This window comes from Streptomyces sp. NPDC127068, from assembly GCF_042724695.1.
Lineage (GTDB): Bacteria > Actinomycetota > Actinomycetes > Streptomycetales > Streptomycetaceae > Streptomyces.
In genome coordinates, this window is sequence record NZ_JBHXEN010000092.1 from 1 (window position 1) to 17,803 (window position 17,803).

The window sequence follows — 17,803 nt, forward strand, 5'->3', positions numbered from 1 at the left end:
CCTTACTGCCGGGCGGGGGGGCGCGTCGGGGCGGCCGGGCCCCTCCCCGGCGCCGCGCCCCCCCCCCCGGGGGGGGGGGGGTGCGGGGTGCGGGCCCCCCCCCCCCCCCACCCCTCCTCGTCCGCCGCCGGTGGTCAGCCGGCGATGGACGCGCCGGTGGTCAGCCGGCCGCGAACCGCTCGGCGGCCCGTTCCCCCCGCCGGCCCACCGGGACCGTCCCGCGGACCGCTCCGAGACCGAACTCGGGCATGTCCACATAGATGCTCTCGTGGGAGCCGGCCGGAGCCACGTACGTCTCGTGCCAGACCCCCACGCTCCCCTTGCCGTCCCGGACCCGACGGTTGAACGCGGCCCAGGCGGGCCGGTGCAGGGCGTCCGGGCGGGTGGCGTAGGCGAGCAGCTTCTCCTTCGACTCCCAGTACTGCACCGTGTACAGGACGCGCGGCCCGCCGAGCAGGGCCCGGAAGCCGAGCAGCCCGGAGTCCGGGTCCGCGGACAGCTCCTTGAGCATGGCCGGCATCGCCCGCACCGCGGGCAGCCAACTGCGCACCGCCCGGAAGTCGTTGATGCGCATCCCGATGAGGAAGACGACGACCTCGCCCTCGACGTCGGCCGTGACCCGCCCCTTGATCAGTTCGACACCCATGACGCGACCCCCGCACGATGGTTGGATAGTTTCACTATCTACACTTGGATAGTGCCACTCACCAATGGAAGGCGCAAGCGGAATGAGGCTGGCGGAGCTGAGCGCACACAGCGGGGTGTCCACCGCGACGATCAAGTACTACCTGCGCGAGGGGCTGCTGCCGCCCGGCCGGCGGGTCAATGCGACGCAGTCCTCGTACGACGAGGGACACCTGCGCAAGCTGCGGCTGGTCCGGGCGATGGTCCAGGTGGGCCGGATGCCGGTGGCGACCGTGCGCGAGGTGCTGAGGACCGTGGACGACGAGTCGCTGGACCACCACACCCGGCTGGGCGTGGCGGTGAGCGCCCTGCCGCACGGCCCGGGGGAGCCGGCCGCGGCGGACCCGGCCACCGAGGAGGCGGCCCGCCGGGTGGCCGACGAGCTGTTGGCGGGCATGGGCTGGTCCCCGTCCCACGAGGACGGGGCGGAGCTGCCCGCGTACCGGATGCTGGTGGCGGCGCTGATCCGGCTGGCCGGCTTCGGGTACCCCTGGGACGTCGAGCACCTGGCGCCGTACGCGCGGCTGGCGCGACAGCTGGCGGTGACCGACCTGGACCACGTGGAGCGCTACGGGTCGCCCGAGGAGCAGATGGAGGCGGCCGTGGCCCTGACGGTGCTCTACGAGCCGGTGCTGCTGGGCCTGCGGCGGCTCGCCGACGTGATGGAGTCCCACCGGCGCTTCGCCGGGGCGCCCGGCGCGACGGAGGGCTGAGGGCCCTTCTCGTGTGCCCGCCCGGGAACGGGCACACGAGAAGAGGGCCCCACCCAGCGGGTGGAACCCTCTTGCCGTACCTGTACCCCCGACCGGATTCGAACCGGCGCTACCGCCTTGAGAGGGCGGCGTGCTAGGCCGCTACACAACGGGGGCCTTGCAGATGAGCTCTGCGAGCTGGCCTACCAGGACTCGAACCTAAACTAACTGAACCAGAATCAGTCGTGCTGCCAATTACACCATAGGCCACAGTCGGTCACGATCACGTGGACCGAACGCGTACCCCCGACCGGATTCGAACCGGCGCTACCGCCTTGAGAGGGCGGCGTGCTAGGCCGCTACACAACGGGGGCCTGGCGATCCCACCCGGCCCGTGTGGGCCGGGTGATGTCACCGCCGGATCGATCGGGAGCTACCCGATGATCATGCGGGATGGATCAGTACCCCCGACCGGATTCGAACCGGCGCTACTGCCTTGAGAGGGCAGCGTGCTAGGCCGCTACACAACGGGGGCTTTGCAGATGAGCTCTGCGAGCTGGCCTACCAGGACTCGAACCTAGACTAACTGAACCAGAATCAGTCGTGCTGCCAATTACACCATAGGCCACCGCGACGCAATCCCCTGTCGGGGACCTTGCTCGGTAGTGCGCTCCCCACCGGACCTGATCGGCCCGCTCGGGCGGCGCAGGAAGAACATTACCCGAAGGTGGACGGCGCTCCAAAACGGGTATCCCCGCGCAGCAGCGGGGGGAGTTCGGTGAGCGACGAGATCCGACACAGCCCGTCGGGCACCTCCTGCGTCCACACCCCGCGGTCGAGCCACACGGCGAAGAGGCCCGCCGCGGTCGCGCCCACCGCGTCGATCTCGGGTTGGTCCCCCACGTACGCCACCTCGTGCACGGGCAGGCGCAGAGCGTCACAGGCGGCGTGGAACGCCGCGGCGGCGGGTTTGGCGACCCCGAGGTCGGCCGCGCACAGCACCGACTCGAAGCGGTCGCGGACCCCGAGGGCGCGCAGCTTGCGGTCCTGGTTGTGGAGGCTGGAGTTCGACAGCACCGCGTGGCGGTGGCTGTCCGCGAGGGCGTCGAGGACGGGCAGCACGTCCGGGAAGAGGCTCCAGGCGTCCTCGTAGTAGGCCACGTAGCGGTGGAACCAGGCGTCGGCCGCGTCGTCGTCGAGCGGGGCGTCGAGGAAGATCCGGACCCGTTCGCGGCGCTGCCCCTGGAAGGTGAGCCCGCCCGCCGCGAAGCGCTCCCACTGGACGTCGGTGACCTCCCGCCACAGCGCGAGGGCCTGCTCGGCGGTTCCGTACCGCTCCAGCAGGCCCTCGGCGCGCAGGTGCTGCTCCATGCCGACGCGATCGGCCGTGGTGTAGTCGAAGAGCGTGTCGTCGATGTCCCACACCACGGCGCGAATGCTCATGCGCGCACGGTACCGGTCAGCCTCCGAGCTTCGACAGTGCGGCGTCGATGCGGGCCAGGGCACGGTCCTTGCCGAGCACCTCCAGCGACTCGAACAGGGGCAGGCCCACGGTGCGGCCGGTCACGGCGACCCGGACCGGGGCCTGGGCCTTGCCGAGCTTCAGACCGTGCTCCTCGCCGGCCGCGAGGACGGCTTCCTTGAGCGCCTCGGGGCTGGTCCAGTCGGCGTCGACGAGCTTGGCCCTGGCCGTGCGCAGCAGGGCGTCGGAACCCTCCTTCATCGCCTTCTGCCAGGACGCCTCGTCCTGGACGGGCTCCTTCAGGAAGAGGAAGTCGACGTTGGCGGTGATGTCCGACAGGACGGTCAGCCGGGTCTGGGCGTACGGCGCGATGGCCTCCCACACCGTCCGGTCGAAGTCCTCCGGCGCCCAGGGCGCGTGCGGGGCCCGCAGCCAGGGCTCGCAGCGCTCGGCGAAGGTCTTCACGTCGAGCAGCCGGATGTGGTCGGCGTTGATCGATTCGGCCTTCTTGAGGTCGAACCGGGCCGGGTTGGCGTTGACGTCGGAGATCTCGAACGCGGCGACCATCTCGGCCAGCGAGAACACGTCCTGGTCGGCCGAGAAGGACCAGCCGAGCAGGGAGAGGTAGTTGAGCAGGCCCTCGGGGAGGAAACCGCGCTCGCGGTACAGGTTCAGCGAGGACTGCGGATCGCGCTTGGAGAGCTTCTTGTTGCCCTCGCCCATGACGTACGGCAGGTGGCCGAAGTCGGGGATCGCCTCGGCCAGGCCCAGTCCGATGAGGGCGCGGTACAGGGCGATCTGGCGCGGGGTGGAGGACAGCAGGTCCTCGCCGCGCAGCACGTGCGTGATCCCCATGAGGGCGTCGTCGACGGGGTTGACGAGCGTGTACAGGGGGGCACCGTTGGCGCGGACGATGCCGTAGTCCGGAACGTTCTCCGGGGTGAAGGTCAGTTCGCCGCGGACCAGGTCGGTGAAGGTGATCGGCTCGTCCGGCATCCGGAAGCGGATGATCGCGGTGCGGCCCTCGGCCTCGTACGCGGTCCGCTGGGCCTCGGTGAGGTCACGGCAGTGGCCGTCGTAGCCGGAGGGCTTCCCGGCGGCGCGGGCGGCCTCCCGGCGGGCGTCCAGCTCCTCGGTGGTGCAGTAGCAGGGGTACGCGTGGCCGGCCTCGCGCAGCTTCGCCGCCACGTCCGCGTAGACGTCCATGCGCTGCGACTGCCGGTACGGGGCGTGCGGGCCGCCGACCTCGGGGCCCTCGTCCCAGTCCAGCCCGAGCCAGCGCAGCGAGTCGAGGAGCTGCTCGTACGACTCCTCCGAGTCGCGGGCCGCGTCCGTGTCCTCGATGCGCAGGACCAGGGTGCCCTGGTGGTGCCGGGCGAAGGCCCAGTTGAAGAGGGCGGTGCGGACCAGGCCCACGTGGGGGTTGCCGGTCGGCGAGGGACAGAAACGTACACGGACGGGGCCGTTAACCACGCTGGATCACCTTGTTGGTGAGAGTGCCGATGCCTTCGATGGTGACGGCGACCTCGTCGCCGACGTTGAGGGGGCCGACCCCGGCCGGGGTGCCCGTGAGGATGACGTCCCCCGGGAGCAGGGTCATCGCCTCGGTGAGGTGCACGACCAGGTCCTCGATGGACCTGACCATGTCCTTGGTGTTGCCGAGCTGGCGCTGCTGGCCGTTGACCGTGCACTGGACGGTGAGGTCGCCGGCGGTCGCCAGGTCGATGCCGGTCTCGACCCAGGGGCCCAGGGGGCACGCGCCGTCGAAGCCCTTGGCCCGGGTCCACTGGCCGTCGCTGCGTTGGACGTCACGGGCGGTGACGTCGTTGGCGCAGGTGTAGCCGAGGATCACGTCCTTGACCCGCTCGCGGGGGACGTCCCGGCACAGCCGGCCGATCACCACGGCCAGCTCCGCCTCGTAGTGGACGTCCCGGGAGAAGGACGGGTAGGCGACGGGGTCGCCGTGGCCGATGACGGAGGTGCTCGGCTTGAGGAAGGAGACCGGGGTGCTCGGGACCTCGTTGCCGAGTTCCGCCGCGTGGTCGGCGTAGTTGCGGCCGATGCCGATGACCTTGCTCGGGAGCACCGGGGGCAGCAGCCGGACCTGGTTCAGGGGGACGCGGGTGCCCGACAGGGTGAAGTCCGCGAACGGGATGCCCTTGATGATGTTCACGACGAGGCCGTCGGTGGAGCCGGGCGGGCCGTCACCCTCGACGGCGCCGAAGGCCACATGGCCGTCGATGGAGAACCTGGCGATGCGCACGGTGCCTTGCGCCCCTCTTGTTGCTGGCTGGAGATCGGGGGTCCAGGCTAACGCGGCTCGCCCGCGGAGCTCGGCGGCCACTCGGTGCCGGGCGATCGACCCGGCGCGGGGAAGGGCCTCCGGCCCGCGGGTGGTGCGCCCCCCTCGACGGGGGGCGGGCCGGGCTCAGGCGGTCGGAGCGGCGGGCTCGGGGACCTCGGTGAGGATCGTGCGGCGCGGGTTGGCCGTCTGGGTCGGCAGGTCGAGGGAGTGCGTGGGGGCCTCGGCCGGGCCGAGACCGCTGGCGTCCTCAAGGTGGGCCAGCGTCGTACGGCGGGGGTTGGCGGTGGTGCGCGACGGCATCGTGGTCTTCATTTGGGGTGCGGACCCTGTCCTGGACTCGGGGCGCCGATTCACCGCCACGGGGCGCTCCCGGCGCGCGGGTTGTCATTTGTGCAATCGTTGTAAAGCGTCAGGCTAAACGCGCAATTCCCCGACGGGGGCCCGATAACGCCGAGGCAGGGGTGTGAGTTTGCTCACGAGTTGCTAGACATTTCCGGCATTTCGCAGGGAGGTCTTGCACCCACGAAACGGACATTCATCACCTGAAGCGTTCATTCCGCTCCCGATCATGGCGACTAGGACACCCCGGCAACACTGGCACGTCGCCGCAATATGCCCGTTATGCCCCGGATGGGCTTCTACGTCCTGTCACGGGCGACGCACACCGCGTCACCGCAACCACGGCCTCACCCTCTGCTCTTGTTGGAGATCCTGCACTGTGCTGGAATTCCACGGACCGCCGCAGGAACCAGACCGGCGCACAGGGGGCGCAACGGAGCGCCGAGTGAGCGGCGGAACGAAGAACAGCGCCGGTCACTCACGACCACCACAGGGGTGCGGCAGCGCGCGGCGCCCCTGATTGACGCCGACACCGTCCCACCACCCCGTGGGGGGACGCCTGGTCCAGAGGTTGCGACGCTAGTGCAGGGACGTTTCAAGAGGGATGGCAGCGGTCCGGCGGAGCCGGAGCCGCGCGGCGGGACCGACCGTGGCTCCTCGCCCCAGCACGCCCAGAACCCGGGACCCGTATCCGTGGTCAGCAGCGGCGACGGCGCCGCCCGTCCGGCCGCGCCGGGCGGACATCCGGGACCGACGGGACCGGGCGGCCAGCAGGAGGGGGCCCAGGGCCCCGGCGGCGCCCCGCCCACGGCCCCGAAGCCGAAGGCCAAGGCCCCGACCGGCCCCGGATCGCGAATAGCGCTCCGCAACTGGCGGATCTCGACCCGTCTGGTCTCGCTGCTCGCCCTCCCCGTGGTCGCCGCGACCTCGCTGGGCGCCCTGCGCATCAACCAGTCGATGGACGACATCCAGCAGCTCGACAACATGAAGCTGCTCACCGACATGACCAAGCAGGCGACCGAGCTGGCCGCCGCGCTCCAGGACGAGCGCGACAGCTCGGCCGGTCCGCTCGCGCACGGCGGCAAGCCGACCGACTTCGAGGTCAAGGGCCCCCGCGAGCGGACGAACCGCGCCCGCGACACCTTCCTCCAGGGCACCAGGGCCGTCGACGAGGCCCGGGACCGCGAGGGCCTCGAAGGCGTGCACTCCAGCGTCCTGACGATCTCCAGTCAGCTGAGCGACCTGAAGGAAACCCGCGAGAACGCGTACAAGGACCGCAACTCGTACTCGCAGACCGTCGACCAGTACAGCTCGCTGATCGAGGAACTGCTCTCCCTGTCGCAGGACATGGCGCAGGCCACCAGCAACCCGGAGATGGTCCAGCGGACCCGCGCCCTGGCGGCGTTCTCGTCCGCCAAGGAGTACGCGTCCGTCCAGCGTGCGGTCATCGCCGCGGCCCTGCCCCCGAACAAGACGGACTCCGGCCGGCTCACCGAGCTGGACCGGCGCTACGCGAAGAGCGTCGCCGACAAGGAGGACTCGGAGCTCAGCACCTTCCAGCAGATCTACGAGGGTGACGACGCCGAGCTGCTGAAGCCCATCGACAAGGGCCAGGCGACGATCAAGGAGGCGGCCGAGTACACCCGCCGCGTCCTGGCGACCGAAGACGGGCTGAAGGCCGCCTCCAAGCGGTCGTACAAGGACTGGCTGGACGCCAGCACCACCAAGATCGAAGCGATGAACAAGATCGAGCGGACGCTGCTCGACGAGATGGAGCAGAAGGCCCGCGAGCTGCGCAACGAGTCGGAGCGCGGAGCGATCATCAGCGGTGCGCTGATCCTGATCGTCCTCGGCGTCTCGCTCGTCGGCGCGTTCGTGGTGGCCCGCTCCATGATCCGCTCGCTGCGACGGCTCCAGGACACGGCGACCAGGGTCGCCCAGGACCGGCTCCCCGAGCTGGTCAAGCAGCTCTCCGAGACCGACCCGCAGGACGTCGACACCTCCGTCGAGTCGGTCGGTGTGCACTCCCGGGACGAGATCGGCCAGGTGGCCGCGGCCTTCGACGACGTGCACCGCGAAGCGGTCCGGCTGGCCGCCGAACAGGCCCTGCTGCGGGGCAACGTCAACGCGATGTTCACCAACCTCTCGCGCCGTTCCCAGGGCCTCATCCAGCGCCAGCTCTCGCTGATCTCCGAGCTGGAGTCCCGCGAGGCCGACCCCGACCAGCTCTCTTCGCTGTTCAAGCTCGACCACCTCGCGACCCGCATGCGCCGTAACGGCGAGAACCTGCTCGTCCTCGCGGGCGAGGAGCCCGGCCGCCGCTGGACCCGTCCGGTGCCGCTGGTCGACGTGTTGCGCGCCGCCGCCTCCGAGGTGGAGCAGTACGAGCGGATCGAGCTGTCGTCGGTGCCGGGCACCGAGGTCGCCGGCCGGGTCGTCAACGACCTCGTGCACCTCCTCGCCGAGCTGCTGGAGAACGCCACCTCGTTCTCCTCGCCGCAGACCAAGGTCAAGGTCACCGGGCACGCCCTGCCCGACGGCCGGGTGCTCATCGAGATCCACGACACCGGCATCGGCCTCTCCCCCGAGGACCTGGCGGCGATCAACGAGCGCCTCGCCTCGCCGCCCACCGTGGACGTGTCGGTCTCCCGCCGCATGGGCCTGTTCGTGGTCGGCCGGCTGTCCCAGCGGCACGGCATCCGCATCCAGTTGCGCCCCTCAGACTCCGGCGGCACCACCGCCCTGGTCATGCTCCCCGTCGACGTCGCCCAGGGCGGCAAGCGGGGACCGGTCGGCAAGCCGGGCATGCCCGGCGGCCCCGGCCCTTCGGGTGCTCCCGGCATCCCGACCGGCGGTCCCGCCGCGGCACAGGCGTCGGCCGGTGCCGCCGCCGCCCGCCGGGGCGGTCAGGGTCCCGCTGCCGGACGGCCCGGGGTGAGCGCTCCCCAGGGCGGTCCGCGCGCGGCGCTGCCGGGCCGGGACGGTGTTCCGCAGGGTCCCGGCGGACCGGGCGGCGCCATGCCTCCCGGCGCTCCGCAGGGACGTCCGGCGCCCGCAGGCGCCGGCCCCTTCGCCCAGGGCGGTCAGGGCGCACCAGGCGGTCAGGGCGCGGGTCCGCACGGGCTCCAGTCCACCGGGACGGGCCTGCCGGGTCGACCCGGCGCTCGTCCCCCGGGACAGCCCGGACCGGCCGGACAGCCCGGACCGGGTGCGCCCGGCGGTCAGCGACCGGACGGCTATGCCACCGGTGGCGGCTCCGGCCGCACCGGCGGTGCCCCCACGTTCGACGGGTTCGGCAACCGCACCGGGGCCCGCCCGGCACCGGGCGACGGCCGGCCCGAGCGCGGCGGCCCGCCGCAGGGCGGCCACCGTCCCCAGCTCCCGGCACGCGGCGGCCCACGGGCCGAACTGCCGGGCACCGGCGCTCCGCAGCCGACCCCCGGCTGGGACGACGAGGGCGCACGCCCCGCCCCCCGGGCGAACGGCGAGGCCCCGCGGGGCCACGAGGAGTCCGGCGCGACCTCGCAGTTCCCCCGGTTCGACGAGTACCCGGGCGCCTCGCCCGTCGACACCTCGGCGTTCCCCCCGGTGGACGAGCGTCGCGGCGGCCCCGCCCCGGAGTTCAACCGGCCCGACGGCGACGCCCAGGTGTCCTCGCAGGACTTCGGCGCACCGCGCCCGGACCCCGGTCACCAGCGGCCCGGCGACGGTCAGGACAGCCAGTTCGTCCGCTCGGACGTCTTCGGGACCCCGGCGACGCCGGCGCCCCCGACCGCTCCGGCTCCGCAGGGTCCGGCCGACACCGGTCAGTTCCCGGTGGTGCAGCCGACCGCCTACGAGGACCGCACGCCGAGCGTCCCCGGTTACGGCCGGGGCCCGGCGGACACCGGTCAGTTCGAGCGCCCCGCCCAGGAGACCGGCCCGTACGAGCGGCCCGCCCACGAGACCGGCCAGTTCGAACGGCCGGCCCACGAGACGGGCCCGTACGAGCAGTCCGTCCAGGACACCGGTCAGTACGAGCGCCCCGTCCCGGACAGCAGCGGGACCGGTCAGTACGAGCTGCCGGCCCAGGGCCCCGGCCGGACCGGACAGTTCGAGCGCCCCGCCCACGACACCGGCTCGTACGAGCGGCCGGTGCCGCAGTACGGGCAGGAGGCCCCCCAGGGGCCCGGTGCCGGGTTGCCCCCCGCGGGCCCGGGCGACGGCCGCACCCCGCTGTACGACACGTTGGAGACGGACTGGTTCCGCGGTCAGCGGGCCGCCGAGCAGCCGGTGGACGGCGCCGCCCGCGCCGAGGGCCCCGGGCTCCCGGAGCGCCCGTCGCTGCCGGCCCGTGCCGAGGAGCACCCCGGTGCGCCGGTCGCCCCCGCTGCGGGTCCCGCGCCCGGCACCGGCTCCTGGCGGACCTCGCCCAACGACGAACTGGTCCGGCAGGCCGAGCGGGTGCGCCAGCCCACCGCGGGCGGCGTCACCACTTCGGGGCTGCCCCGGCGGGTACCCCGTGCGAACCTCGTTGCGGGCACGGCCCAGCAACAACAGCACCAGACCGGTCCGCAGGTCTCGCGCGCGCCCGATGACGTGCGCGGACGGCTGACCAATCTCCGAAGGGGCATCCAGCAGGGACGACAGGCCGGCAACGGTCCGTCGACCGACAGCTATCCCCGCCCCACTCACCAGCAGGAGCACTAAGTTGAGCCCGATGAGCCAGGCGGCACAGAACCTGAACTGGTTGATCACCAACTTCGTGGACAACACCCCCGGGGTGTCCCACACCGTGGTGGTCTCCGCCGACGGACTCCTTCTGGCGATGTCGGAAGGGTTTCCGCGGGACCGAGCCGACCAGCTCGCGGCGGTCGCGTCCGGCCTGACCTCGCTGACCGCGGGAGCCTCGCGGATCTTCGAAGGCGGTACCGTGACCCAGACCGTGGTGGAGATGGAGCGCGGCTTCCTCTTCCTCATGTCGGTCTCGGACGGCTCCTCGCTGGCCGTCCTGGCCCACCCCGAGTGCGACATCGGTCTCGTCGGATACGAGATGGCCCTGCTCGTGGACCGCGCGGGTGCGGTGCTCACCCCGGACCTGCGCGCAGAACTCCAGGGGAGCCTCCTCCACTGAACCCGCCCTCCCGTCTCCCGCCCCGTCCGTCCCGTCCGACCCACTGCCCAGCCGATCGAACCGCCCTACTCACCGTCCGGCCGCCATTCGATCCCCCCACCGGCTCTGTCAGACGGCACGCAGACTCCCTGCTGTCCCGCCCGGAGGATTCATGACCCCGCCACCCGCCTCTCACGATCAGTACGGAGCCTCACACCACGCGCCGTACACGCAGGAGGGCGACCAGCCGCTGGTGCGTCCGTACGCGATGACCGGCGGTCGGACCAGGCCGCGGTACCAGCTCGCCATCGAAGCCCTGGTGAGCACCACCGCCGACCCCGCCGCGCTGATGGGGCTGCTCCCCGAGCACCAGCGGATCTGCCACCTGTGCCGTGAGGTGAAGTCGGTCGCCGAGGTCTCGGCGTTGCTGTCGATGCCCCTCGGGGTGGCCCGGATCCTCGTGGCCGACCTGGCGGAAGCGGGACTGGTTGCCATTCACCAGCCCGGCGGCGACGAGAACGCCGGTGGTCAGCCGGACGTGACACTGCTCGAAAGGGTGCTCAGTGGACTTCGCAAGCTCTGACTCGGGGGCGCGCTCGACCACCAGCGCGAAGATCGTGGTGGCGGGCGGCTTCGGCGTGGGCAAGACCACGTTCGTCGGCGCGGTCTCGGAGATCAACCCGCTGCGTACCGAGGCCGTCATGACGTCCGCCAGCGCGGGAATCGACGACCTCACACACACCGGCGACAAGACCACCACCACGGTGGCCATGGACTTCGGCCGCATCACACTCGACCAGGACCTCATCCTCTACCTGTTCGGCACCCCCGGACAGGACCGCTTCTGGTTCATGTGGGACGACCTCGTACGCGGCGCCATCGGTGCCGTCGTCCTGGTCGACACCCGCCGCCTCGCCGACTGCTTCCCCGCCGTCGACTACTTCGAGAACTCCGGCCTCCCCTTCGTCATCGCCCTCAACGGCTTCGACGGACACCAGCCGTACACCCCGGACGAAGTGCGCGAGGCCCTCCAGATCGGCCCCGACACCCCCATCATCACCACCGACGCACGCCACCGCGCCGACGCCAAGAGCGCGCTCATCACCCTCGTGGAACACGCCCTCATGGCCCGACTGCGGTAGGCAGCAAGTCATCTCTCGCCTACGGAAGTTGCCGTAGGCAAACGAGAACCCGTCGCAGGGTCCGCGACGGTGGGTGACCGTGTTCATAACGTTTCGAAAGAGAATTGCGCCGCAATCGCCACGTGTCGGAGTCACACGGTGCCGCTGCGCCACCAGAGCCCCGCCTTTTGGCGGGGCTCGCTCTTTATGACCGTTTTATCTGGGGTCCCGCGGAGTCGGAACGCTCGCATCCGACTGTTTGGAATCGCACAGCCTGACGTGCTGGAATGCGCTGAACTGCCCGGTAGCCACGGGCGGCCCGGAGACGATGCGGCACAAGGATTGGTGCCGACGCCGAGAGGTTGTTGGTCGAGTGAGGCGAGGCAAGAGCACTCCCGAGCCGTCGGCGAGGGGCAACTTCACCCCGCCGCCCCGTGCGGCGGCGCCCTCGAACATATCCGCCGTACCCGCCCCCGGCCCCGCCCCGGCGGGCCGCTCCGGCGGCCGGCTCTCGCCCCGCAACTGGCGCGTGCCGGCCCGGCTGAACGCCATCCTGCTCCTGCCCGTCCTGGTCGGCCTCGTCATGGGCGGCTTCCAGGTCAAGGGGTCCGTCGACACCTGGCACGAGGCCGAGGACGCCGAGGCCACCGCCCGGCTCGTCCGGGCCTCCCTCACCTACGCCAACCGACTCCTCGACGAACGTGACGTGACGGCCGCTCCCCTGCTCCGGGGCCGCACCGACGACCCGGTGATCGCCCAGTCCCGTCGGGCGACCGACATCGCGGCCGGGGAGTTCGACGTCGCCGCCCGCAACATGCCGGACGACGCGGGCCTCAAGCGGCGCTTGGCGGCGTTCCGCACGGTGGAGGGCGACCTCACCGAGCTGCGCTCCGCCGCGTACACCGGAAAGCTCTCGGGGGTGCGCACCGAGGAGGGCTACGTCGAGGTCCAGCACCCCTTGATGGAGTTCGCCAACGAACTCGGGCTCGGCACCGGCAACATCACCAGCTACGGGCGCACCGTGTACGCCATCTCGCTGGGCAAGGCCGCGGTGTCGCTGCAACGTTCCGTCGGCATGCACATCCTGGTCGCGCCCGGCCCCGACGCCACCAGCCTGGACCGTCAGAAGCTGGCCGTCAGCAGCTACGCGTACTTGGAGGGCATCGCCCTGGACGAGTACGCGGGCGGCGGCACCCCGCAGGACATGGCGCGGCTGGAGCAGGTCACCGAGAAGGTCAAGTCGGACGCCAAGGCCCTGGTCGAGAAGGCCGAGGACGGGGCCGACGCGCGCGGCAAGGAGTACGTGCCGCCGCCGTCGACCACCGAGATGGTGGCCAAGATGGCCGCGCTGACCGGCACCGGGCGCGAGGCCCGTGCGGCGCTCACCGAGGACGGGGTCACCGCCGACAGCTGGTGGGCGGTGAACACCCTCAAGTTCGACGGGTACCGCACCATCGAGGCCGAGCTCGCCGACAAGGCGGTGAACGAGGCCGCCGAGATCGCGGACGGAGCCCGCCAGGACACCTTCCTCACCAGTGCGGCGATCGTGGTCGCCCTGCTCACCGCCTTCCTGCTGGCCGGGCTCATGGCCCGGCAGATGAGCCACTCCATGAGCCGGTTGCGCAACGCGGCCTTCGGCGTCGCCGAGCAGCGGCTGCCGATGTTGGTCGACCAGTTGTCGCGGGCCGAGCCGGGCCGGGTCGACACCCGGGTGGAGCCCATCCCGATCCACACGACGGACGAGATCGGCGAGGTGGCCCGCGCCTTCGACCAGGTGCACCGCGAGGCGGTGCGACTCGCCTCCGAGCAGGCCCTGTTGCGGGGCAACATCAACGCGATCTTCACCAACCTCTCGCGCCGCAACCAGTCCCTCATCGAGGGTCAGCTCACGCTGATCACGGAGTTGGAGAACAGCGAGGCCGATCCGGAGCAGCTGGAGAGCCTGTTCCGGCTGGACCACCTCGCCACCCGCATGCGGCGCAACGGTGAGAACCTGCTCGTCCTCGCGGGCGAGGAGCCCGGGAGCCGTTGGGACCAGCCGGTGCCGCTGGTCGACGTGCTGCGCGCCTCCTCCTCGGAGGTGGAGCAGTACGAGCGCATCGAGCTGTCCGGGGTGCCCGAGGCGGACATCCACGGTCGCGCGGTCACCGACCTGGTGCACCTGCTGTCCGAGCTGTTGGAGAACGCGACGACGTTCTCCTCGCCGCAGACCAGGGTCAAGGTGACGGCGACCCGGCTGCCCGACGCCCGGATCATGATCGAGATCCATGACAAGGGCATCGGTCTGACCACCGAGGACTTCGCGGACATCAACCACAAGCTGGCCAATCCCCCGACCGTGGACGCCGCGGTCTCCCAGCGCATGGGGCTGTTCGTGGTCGGTCGGCTGGCCGACCGGCACGGCATCCGCGTCCAGTTGCGTCCCTCGGGCGAGCAGGCCGGGACGACCTCCCTGGTCATGCTGCCCGACGCGATCACGCACGGGGGCGGTGCCGAGCCGGGTGACGTCCCGCCGGTCGATGCGGCGGGCAGCACCCCGCTGGCGCAGATGATCTCCGGGCAGCCCGGCCGTGCCGCCGGCCCCCTGCGGACCGCCGCCGAGCTGGGGTTCGACGACAGCCGCTACCCGCAGGCACCCGACGAGGTCAGGGAACCGGACCCGATCGACCCGCCGCTCCGGTCACCGGAGCACGCGGCGTCCCCGGAGGGCGGGCCCGAGGACGGCGCCCACCCGGGCGGTTCCGGTCACGACGGGAGCGTTCCGCAGCCCACCGCGTACGACCCGCACCTCCCCTACCCGGAGGGCACCCCGGTCGGCTATCCGCCGCAATCGGTGAACGGGTACCCGCAGCAGCATTCCGACGCCTACGGACAGGTGTCCGGAACGTCCTACGAGGACCCCTTCTTCAGGTCGTCCGACGGCTATCAGGAACAGTCCCATCCGGAAGCCGACCGACAAGATCCGGACGGAATCGCGCCGGAACCTTTCGGCAGCTACGAGGCACGGCCCCACCAGCCGGGGTGGCAGCAGCCGCACGACCACCCGGAGGGCCTCCAGCAGGGCCCCGCGGGGTATCCGGAATCCGTACGGCCCGCTGACGCGGGTGCCGCGGAACGCGTAGGCTTCGATCGTCCGGAACCGACCGCGGTCGCTGGTCATCCGCTGACCGGTGTCGGTCTGCCCCGTCGTGGCTCCCCGTCGAGCGACGACGGCGCCCCGGGCACGGGTCAGCAGTGGCTGTCGGGCGCCGGCCAGGACGTCGACGGACCGCAGCGGTCGGCGCCAGGCGAGCGGCCGGACGACGGGAGCGGGAACGGCGGTGACTGGCGCTCGGCCAACGACGACCGGTGGCAGCGCGCCGAACAGCTCCGCAGGCCCAAGGCCGACGGAGTCACCGCGTCCGGGCTGCCGCGTCGGGTGCCCAGGGCCAATCTGGTCGAGGGCACCGCGGAGCAGACCCCGCAGGGCGGCCCGCAGGTCTCCCGCGCGCCCGAGGACGTCAGGGGCAGGCTCAGCAACCTGCGCCGCGGCGTCCAACGGGGGCGTCAGGCGGGAAGTGAGAAGAACGGCCAGGCCACTGGGGATGACCACAGTGGTTCTGGGAGCACCTACAACCAGGAGCGTTAGTGTGAGCCCGATGAGCCAGGCGGCACAGAACCTGAACTGGTTGATCACCAACTTCGTGGACAACACCCCCGGGGTGTCCCACACCGTGGTGGTCTCCGCCGACGGACTCCTTCTGGCGATGTCGGAAGGGTTTCCCCGGGACCGAGCCGACCAGCTCGCGGCGGTCGCGTCCGGCCTGACCTCGCTGACCGCGGGAGCCTCGCGGATCTTCGAAGGCGGCAGCGTGAACCAGACCGTCGTGGAGATGGAGCGCGGCTTCCTCTTCCTCATGTCGATTTCGGACGGCTCCTCGCTGGCCGTCCTGGCCCACCCCGAGGCCGACATCGGTCTCATCGGGTACGAGATGGCCCTGCTGGTCGACCGCGCGGGGTCGGTACTCACCCCGGACCTGCGCGCCGAGCTCCAGGGGAGCCTGCTCAACTGAGCGGCGCCCACGGGAGGTTCCGGGAAGAGGGATACTTCCCGGACGGCATTCCCCTCACCGACGGTCAGGCGATGCGTAGGCACGTCCCGGAGTCGTAAGGTTTCGGGACGCGGCTCCCCACGGTTGGGTGCCCGGCACAGCAGGAGGAGGAAGAAGTGGCAACATCCCCAAGCGGTTCCCCGGGTCACTGGTCGTACGGCCAGGAGCACGGCGAAGACTCGCGGAACCGGTACAACTTCCCCTCCACGCCGAGCAGTCGACCACAGCAACCCCTGCCCCAACCGTCCCAGCGGCCCCAGGGTCCCTCGCCCTACGAGTCGCACCGGCCGCGCGTACCCCGCGTTCCCCCCGTGTACCCGCAGCGCAGGGCACCCGACCCGGCGCCCGCGGGTTCCGCGAGCAACCCCCTCGTGCGTCCGTACGCCATGACCGGTGGACGGACCAGGCCGCGGTACCAGCTCGCCATCGAGGCACTGGTACACACCACCGCACAACCGCACCAGCTCCAAGGGCAATTGCCGGAGCACCAGCGGATCTGCAATCTCTGCCGGGAGATCAAGTCGATCGCCGAGGTCTCGGCGTTGCTGACGATCCCTCTCGGTGTGGCCAGGATCCTCGTCGCCGATTTGGCGGAGGCGGGACTGGTCGCCATTCATCAGCCCGGCGGCGACGACAGCGCCGGCGGGCAGCCAGACGTGACATTGCTCGAAAGGGTGCTCAGTGGACTTCGCAAGCTCTAGCGGCGGATCCGCCCGGTCGACCACCAGCGCGAAGATCGTGGTGGCGGGCGGCTTCGGCGTGGGCAAGACCACGTTCGTCGGCGCGGTCTCGGAGATCAACCCGCTGCGTACCGAGGCCGTCATGACGTCCGCCAGCGCGGGAATCGACGACCTCACACACACCGGCGACAAGACCACCACCACGGTGGCCATGGACTTCGGCCGCATCACACTCGACCAGGACCTCATCCTCTACCTGTTCGGCACCCCCGGACAGGACCGCTTCTGGTTCATGTGGGACGACCTCGTACGCGGCGCCATCGGTGCCATCGTGCTGGTCGACACCCGCCGCCTCGCCGACTGCTTCCCCGCCGTCGACTACTTCGAGAACTCCGGGCTCCCCTTCGTCATCGCCCTCAACGGCTTCGACGGAAGTCAGCCGTACACCCCGGACGAAGTGCGCGAGGCCCTCCAGATCGGCCCCGACACCCCCATCATCACCACCGACGCACGCCACCGCGCCGACGCCAAGAGCGCGCTCATCACCCTCGTGGAACACGCCCTCATGGCCCGGCTGCGGTGATCGGTGCTCCGTACCGGGCGGGGTGCGGAGGAGACGGAAGGAGCCGCACCGGTACGCAACCGGTGCGGCTCCTCGTCGTTGCGGACCCGTTAGGCGGCGGACGTCCCGGGGCAGGGTGACCGCATGGCCACTACCCCGGACGGACGCTCCGTACCGCCGCCGCGCGGCGACGAACGCACCCTGTTGGAGAGCTGGTTGGAGCTGCACCGGGCGACCCTGGTGCTCAAGTGCGAGGGGCTGGACGACGCCCAGGCCCGTACGGCCTCGGTGGAGCCCTCCCGGATGACCCTGTTGGGCCTGGTGCAGCACCTGGCGGAGGTGGAGCGCACCTGGTTCCAGCGGGTGTTCGCGGCCCGTGAGGTGCCGCGGGTCCACCCCGAGTCGGGCGACGACGGCTTCGCCCCGGTACCGGGGCTGACCCTGGAGCGGGCGCTCGCCGACTGGCGGGCCGAGGTCGAGCGGGGCCGGGCGCTGACCGCGGACGCCGGGCTGGACGACCTGGGCGTGCTGTCACCGGAGAACGCCCGGGTCGTCGGCGAGCAGGAGGTGTCCCTGCGCTGGATCCTGGTGCACCTGATCGAGGAGTACGCCCGGCACAACGGGCACGCGGACCTGCTGCGCGAGCGCCTGGACGGACGCGTGGGCGCGTAGGGCCGCCCGGCGGGGGCATCCGGCAGAACGCCGTCGGGGCCCCCCCCGGGGGGGGGGGGGGGGGGCCGCGGGCGGGACGGGGCGGGGGGGGGGCACAGGCCCC

15 protein-coding genes and 5 tRNA genes are annotated in these 17,803 nt (G+C 71.5%); 10 read left to right on the forward strand and 10 right to left on the reverse strand.

Features of this window, described 5'->3' with window-relative positions; all coding sequences use genetic code 11:
- Positions 1-160: 160 nt before the first annotated feature.
- Entirely contained in the window at positions 161-646 is a 486-nt protein-coding gene (locus ACFWIA_RS34060) for a DUF4188 domain-containing protein (protein WP_387011145.1), read from the reverse strand.
- A gap of 82 nt (positions 647-728) precedes the next feature.
- On the opposite strand from ACFWIA_RS34060, the gene ACFWIA_RS34065 reads away from it, so the two are divergent.
- Complete coding sequence (locus tag ACFWIA_RS34065) at positions 729-1,397, forward strand: MerR family transcriptional regulator (RefSeq protein WP_387011146.1); 669 nt, start codon at positions 729-731, stop codon at positions 1,395-1,397.
- Positions 1,398-1,480: 83 nt separating this feature from the next.
- Here the strand turns inward: ACFWIA_RS34065 and ACFWIA_RS34070 are convergent.
- The 9 genes from ACFWIA_RS34070 to ACFWIA_RS34110 form a co-directional block, all read right to left on the reverse strand.
- Positions 1,481-1,553, reverse strand: a tRNA-Glu gene (locus ACFWIA_RS34070).
- Between the two features lie 21 nt (positions 1,554-1,574).
- A tRNA-Gln gene (locus tag ACFWIA_RS34075) sits at positions 1,575-1,646 on the reverse strand.
- A gap of 31 nt (positions 1,647-1,677) precedes the next feature.
- Positions 1,678-1,750, reverse strand: a tRNA-Glu gene (locus ACFWIA_RS34080).
- Between the two features lie 88 nt (positions 1,751-1,838).
- A tRNA-Glu gene (locus ACFWIA_RS34085) sits at positions 1,839-1,911 on the reverse strand.
- A gap of 21 nt (positions 1,912-1,932) precedes the next feature.
- Positions 1,933-2,004, reverse strand: a tRNA-Gln gene (locus ACFWIA_RS34090).
- Between the two features lie 89 nt (positions 2,005-2,093).
- Complete coding sequence (locus ACFWIA_RS34095) at positions 2,094-2,819, reverse strand: HAD family hydrolase (RefSeq protein WP_387011147.1); 726 nt, start codon at positions 2,817-2,819, stop codon at positions 2,094-2,096.
- A 16-nt stretch (positions 2,820-2,835) separates the two neighbouring features.
- The gene (gene gltX / locus ACFWIA_RS34100; RefSeq protein WP_387011148.1) at positions 2,836-4,311 is read right to left on the reverse strand and encodes a glutamate--tRNA ligase; all 1,476 of its coding nucleotides are present in this window, start codon (positions 4,309-4,311) and stop codon (positions 2,836-2,838) included.
- A complete protein-coding gene (locus ACFWIA_RS34105) occupies positions 4,304-5,101 on the reverse strand; it encodes a fumarylacetoacetate hydrolase family protein (protein WP_387011149.1) in 798 nt (265 codons plus the stop codon). The genes gltX and ACFWIA_RS34105 overlap by 8 nt, the downstream gene beginning before the upstream one ends.
- Positions 5,102-5,266: 165 nt before the next feature.
- Entirely contained in the window at positions 5,267-5,455 is a 189-nt protein-coding gene (locus tag ACFWIA_RS34110; protein ID WP_387011150.1) for a hypothetical protein, read from the reverse strand.
- A gap of 609 nt (positions 5,456-6,064) precedes the next feature.
- Between ACFWIA_RS34110 and ACFWIA_RS34115 the strand changes: the two genes are divergently transcribed.
- The 9 genes from ACFWIA_RS34115 to ACFWIA_RS34155 all read left to right on the forward strand — a co-directional run bounded on the left by ACFWIA_RS34115 (position 6,065) and on the right by ACFWIA_RS34155 (position 17,700).
- On the forward strand, positions 6,065-10,171 hold the full coding sequence (locus ACFWIA_RS34115; protein WP_387011151.1) for a nitrate- and nitrite sensing domain-containing protein: 4,107 nt from the start codon (positions 6,065-6,067) through the stop codon (positions 10,169-10,171).
- Positions 10,172-10,181: 10 nt separating this feature from the next.
- A complete protein-coding gene (locus ACFWIA_RS34120) occupies positions 10,182-10,595 on the forward strand; it encodes a roadblock/LC7 domain-containing protein (protein ID WP_387011152.1) in 414 nt (137 codons plus the stop codon).
- 151 nt (positions 10,596-10,746) lie between these two features.
- Positions 10,747-11,157, forward strand: a complete 411-nt coding sequence (locus tag ACFWIA_RS34125) for a DUF742 domain-containing protein (RefSeq protein WP_385491414.1) — start codon at positions 10,747-10,749, stop codon at positions 11,155-11,157.
- On the forward strand, positions 11,138-11,716 hold the full coding sequence (locus ACFWIA_RS34130; protein WP_387011153.1) for an ATP/GTP-binding protein: 579 nt from the start codon (positions 11,138-11,140) through the stop codon (positions 11,714-11,716). The genes ACFWIA_RS34125 and ACFWIA_RS34130 overlap by 20 nt, the downstream gene beginning before the upstream one ends.
- Positions 11,717-12,068: 352 nt before the next feature.
- Positions 12,069-15,323 (forward strand): nitrate- and nitrite sensing domain-containing protein, encoded by a 3,255-nt coding sequence (locus tag ACFWIA_RS34135; protein WP_387011154.1) that lies wholly within the window; start codon positions 12,069-12,071, stop codon positions 15,321-15,323.
- Positions 15,324-15,333: 10 nt separating this feature from the next.
- On the forward strand, positions 15,334-15,747 hold the full coding sequence (locus tag ACFWIA_RS34140) for a roadblock/LC7 domain-containing protein (RefSeq protein WP_190151225.1): 414 nt from the start codon (positions 15,334-15,336) through the stop codon (positions 15,745-15,747).
- Positions 15,748-15,902: 155 nt separating this feature from the next.
- Complete coding sequence (locus ACFWIA_RS34145; RefSeq protein WP_387011155.1) at positions 15,903-16,487, forward strand: DUF742 domain-containing protein; 585 nt, start codon at positions 15,903-15,905, stop codon at positions 16,485-16,487.
- Positions 16,468-17,049 (forward strand): ATP/GTP-binding protein, encoded by a 582-nt coding sequence (locus tag ACFWIA_RS34150; protein WP_385491403.1) that lies wholly within the window; start codon positions 16,468-16,470, stop codon positions 17,047-17,049. Before ACFWIA_RS34145 ends, ACFWIA_RS34150 begins: the two co-directional genes overlap by 20 nt.
- Before the next feature lie 123 nt (positions 17,050-17,172).
- Positions 17,173-17,700 (forward strand): DinB family protein, encoded by a 528-nt coding sequence (locus ACFWIA_RS34155; protein WP_387011157.1) that lies wholly within the window; start codon positions 17,173-17,175, stop codon positions 17,698-17,700.
- Positions 17,701-17,803: the final 103 nt, after the last annotated feature.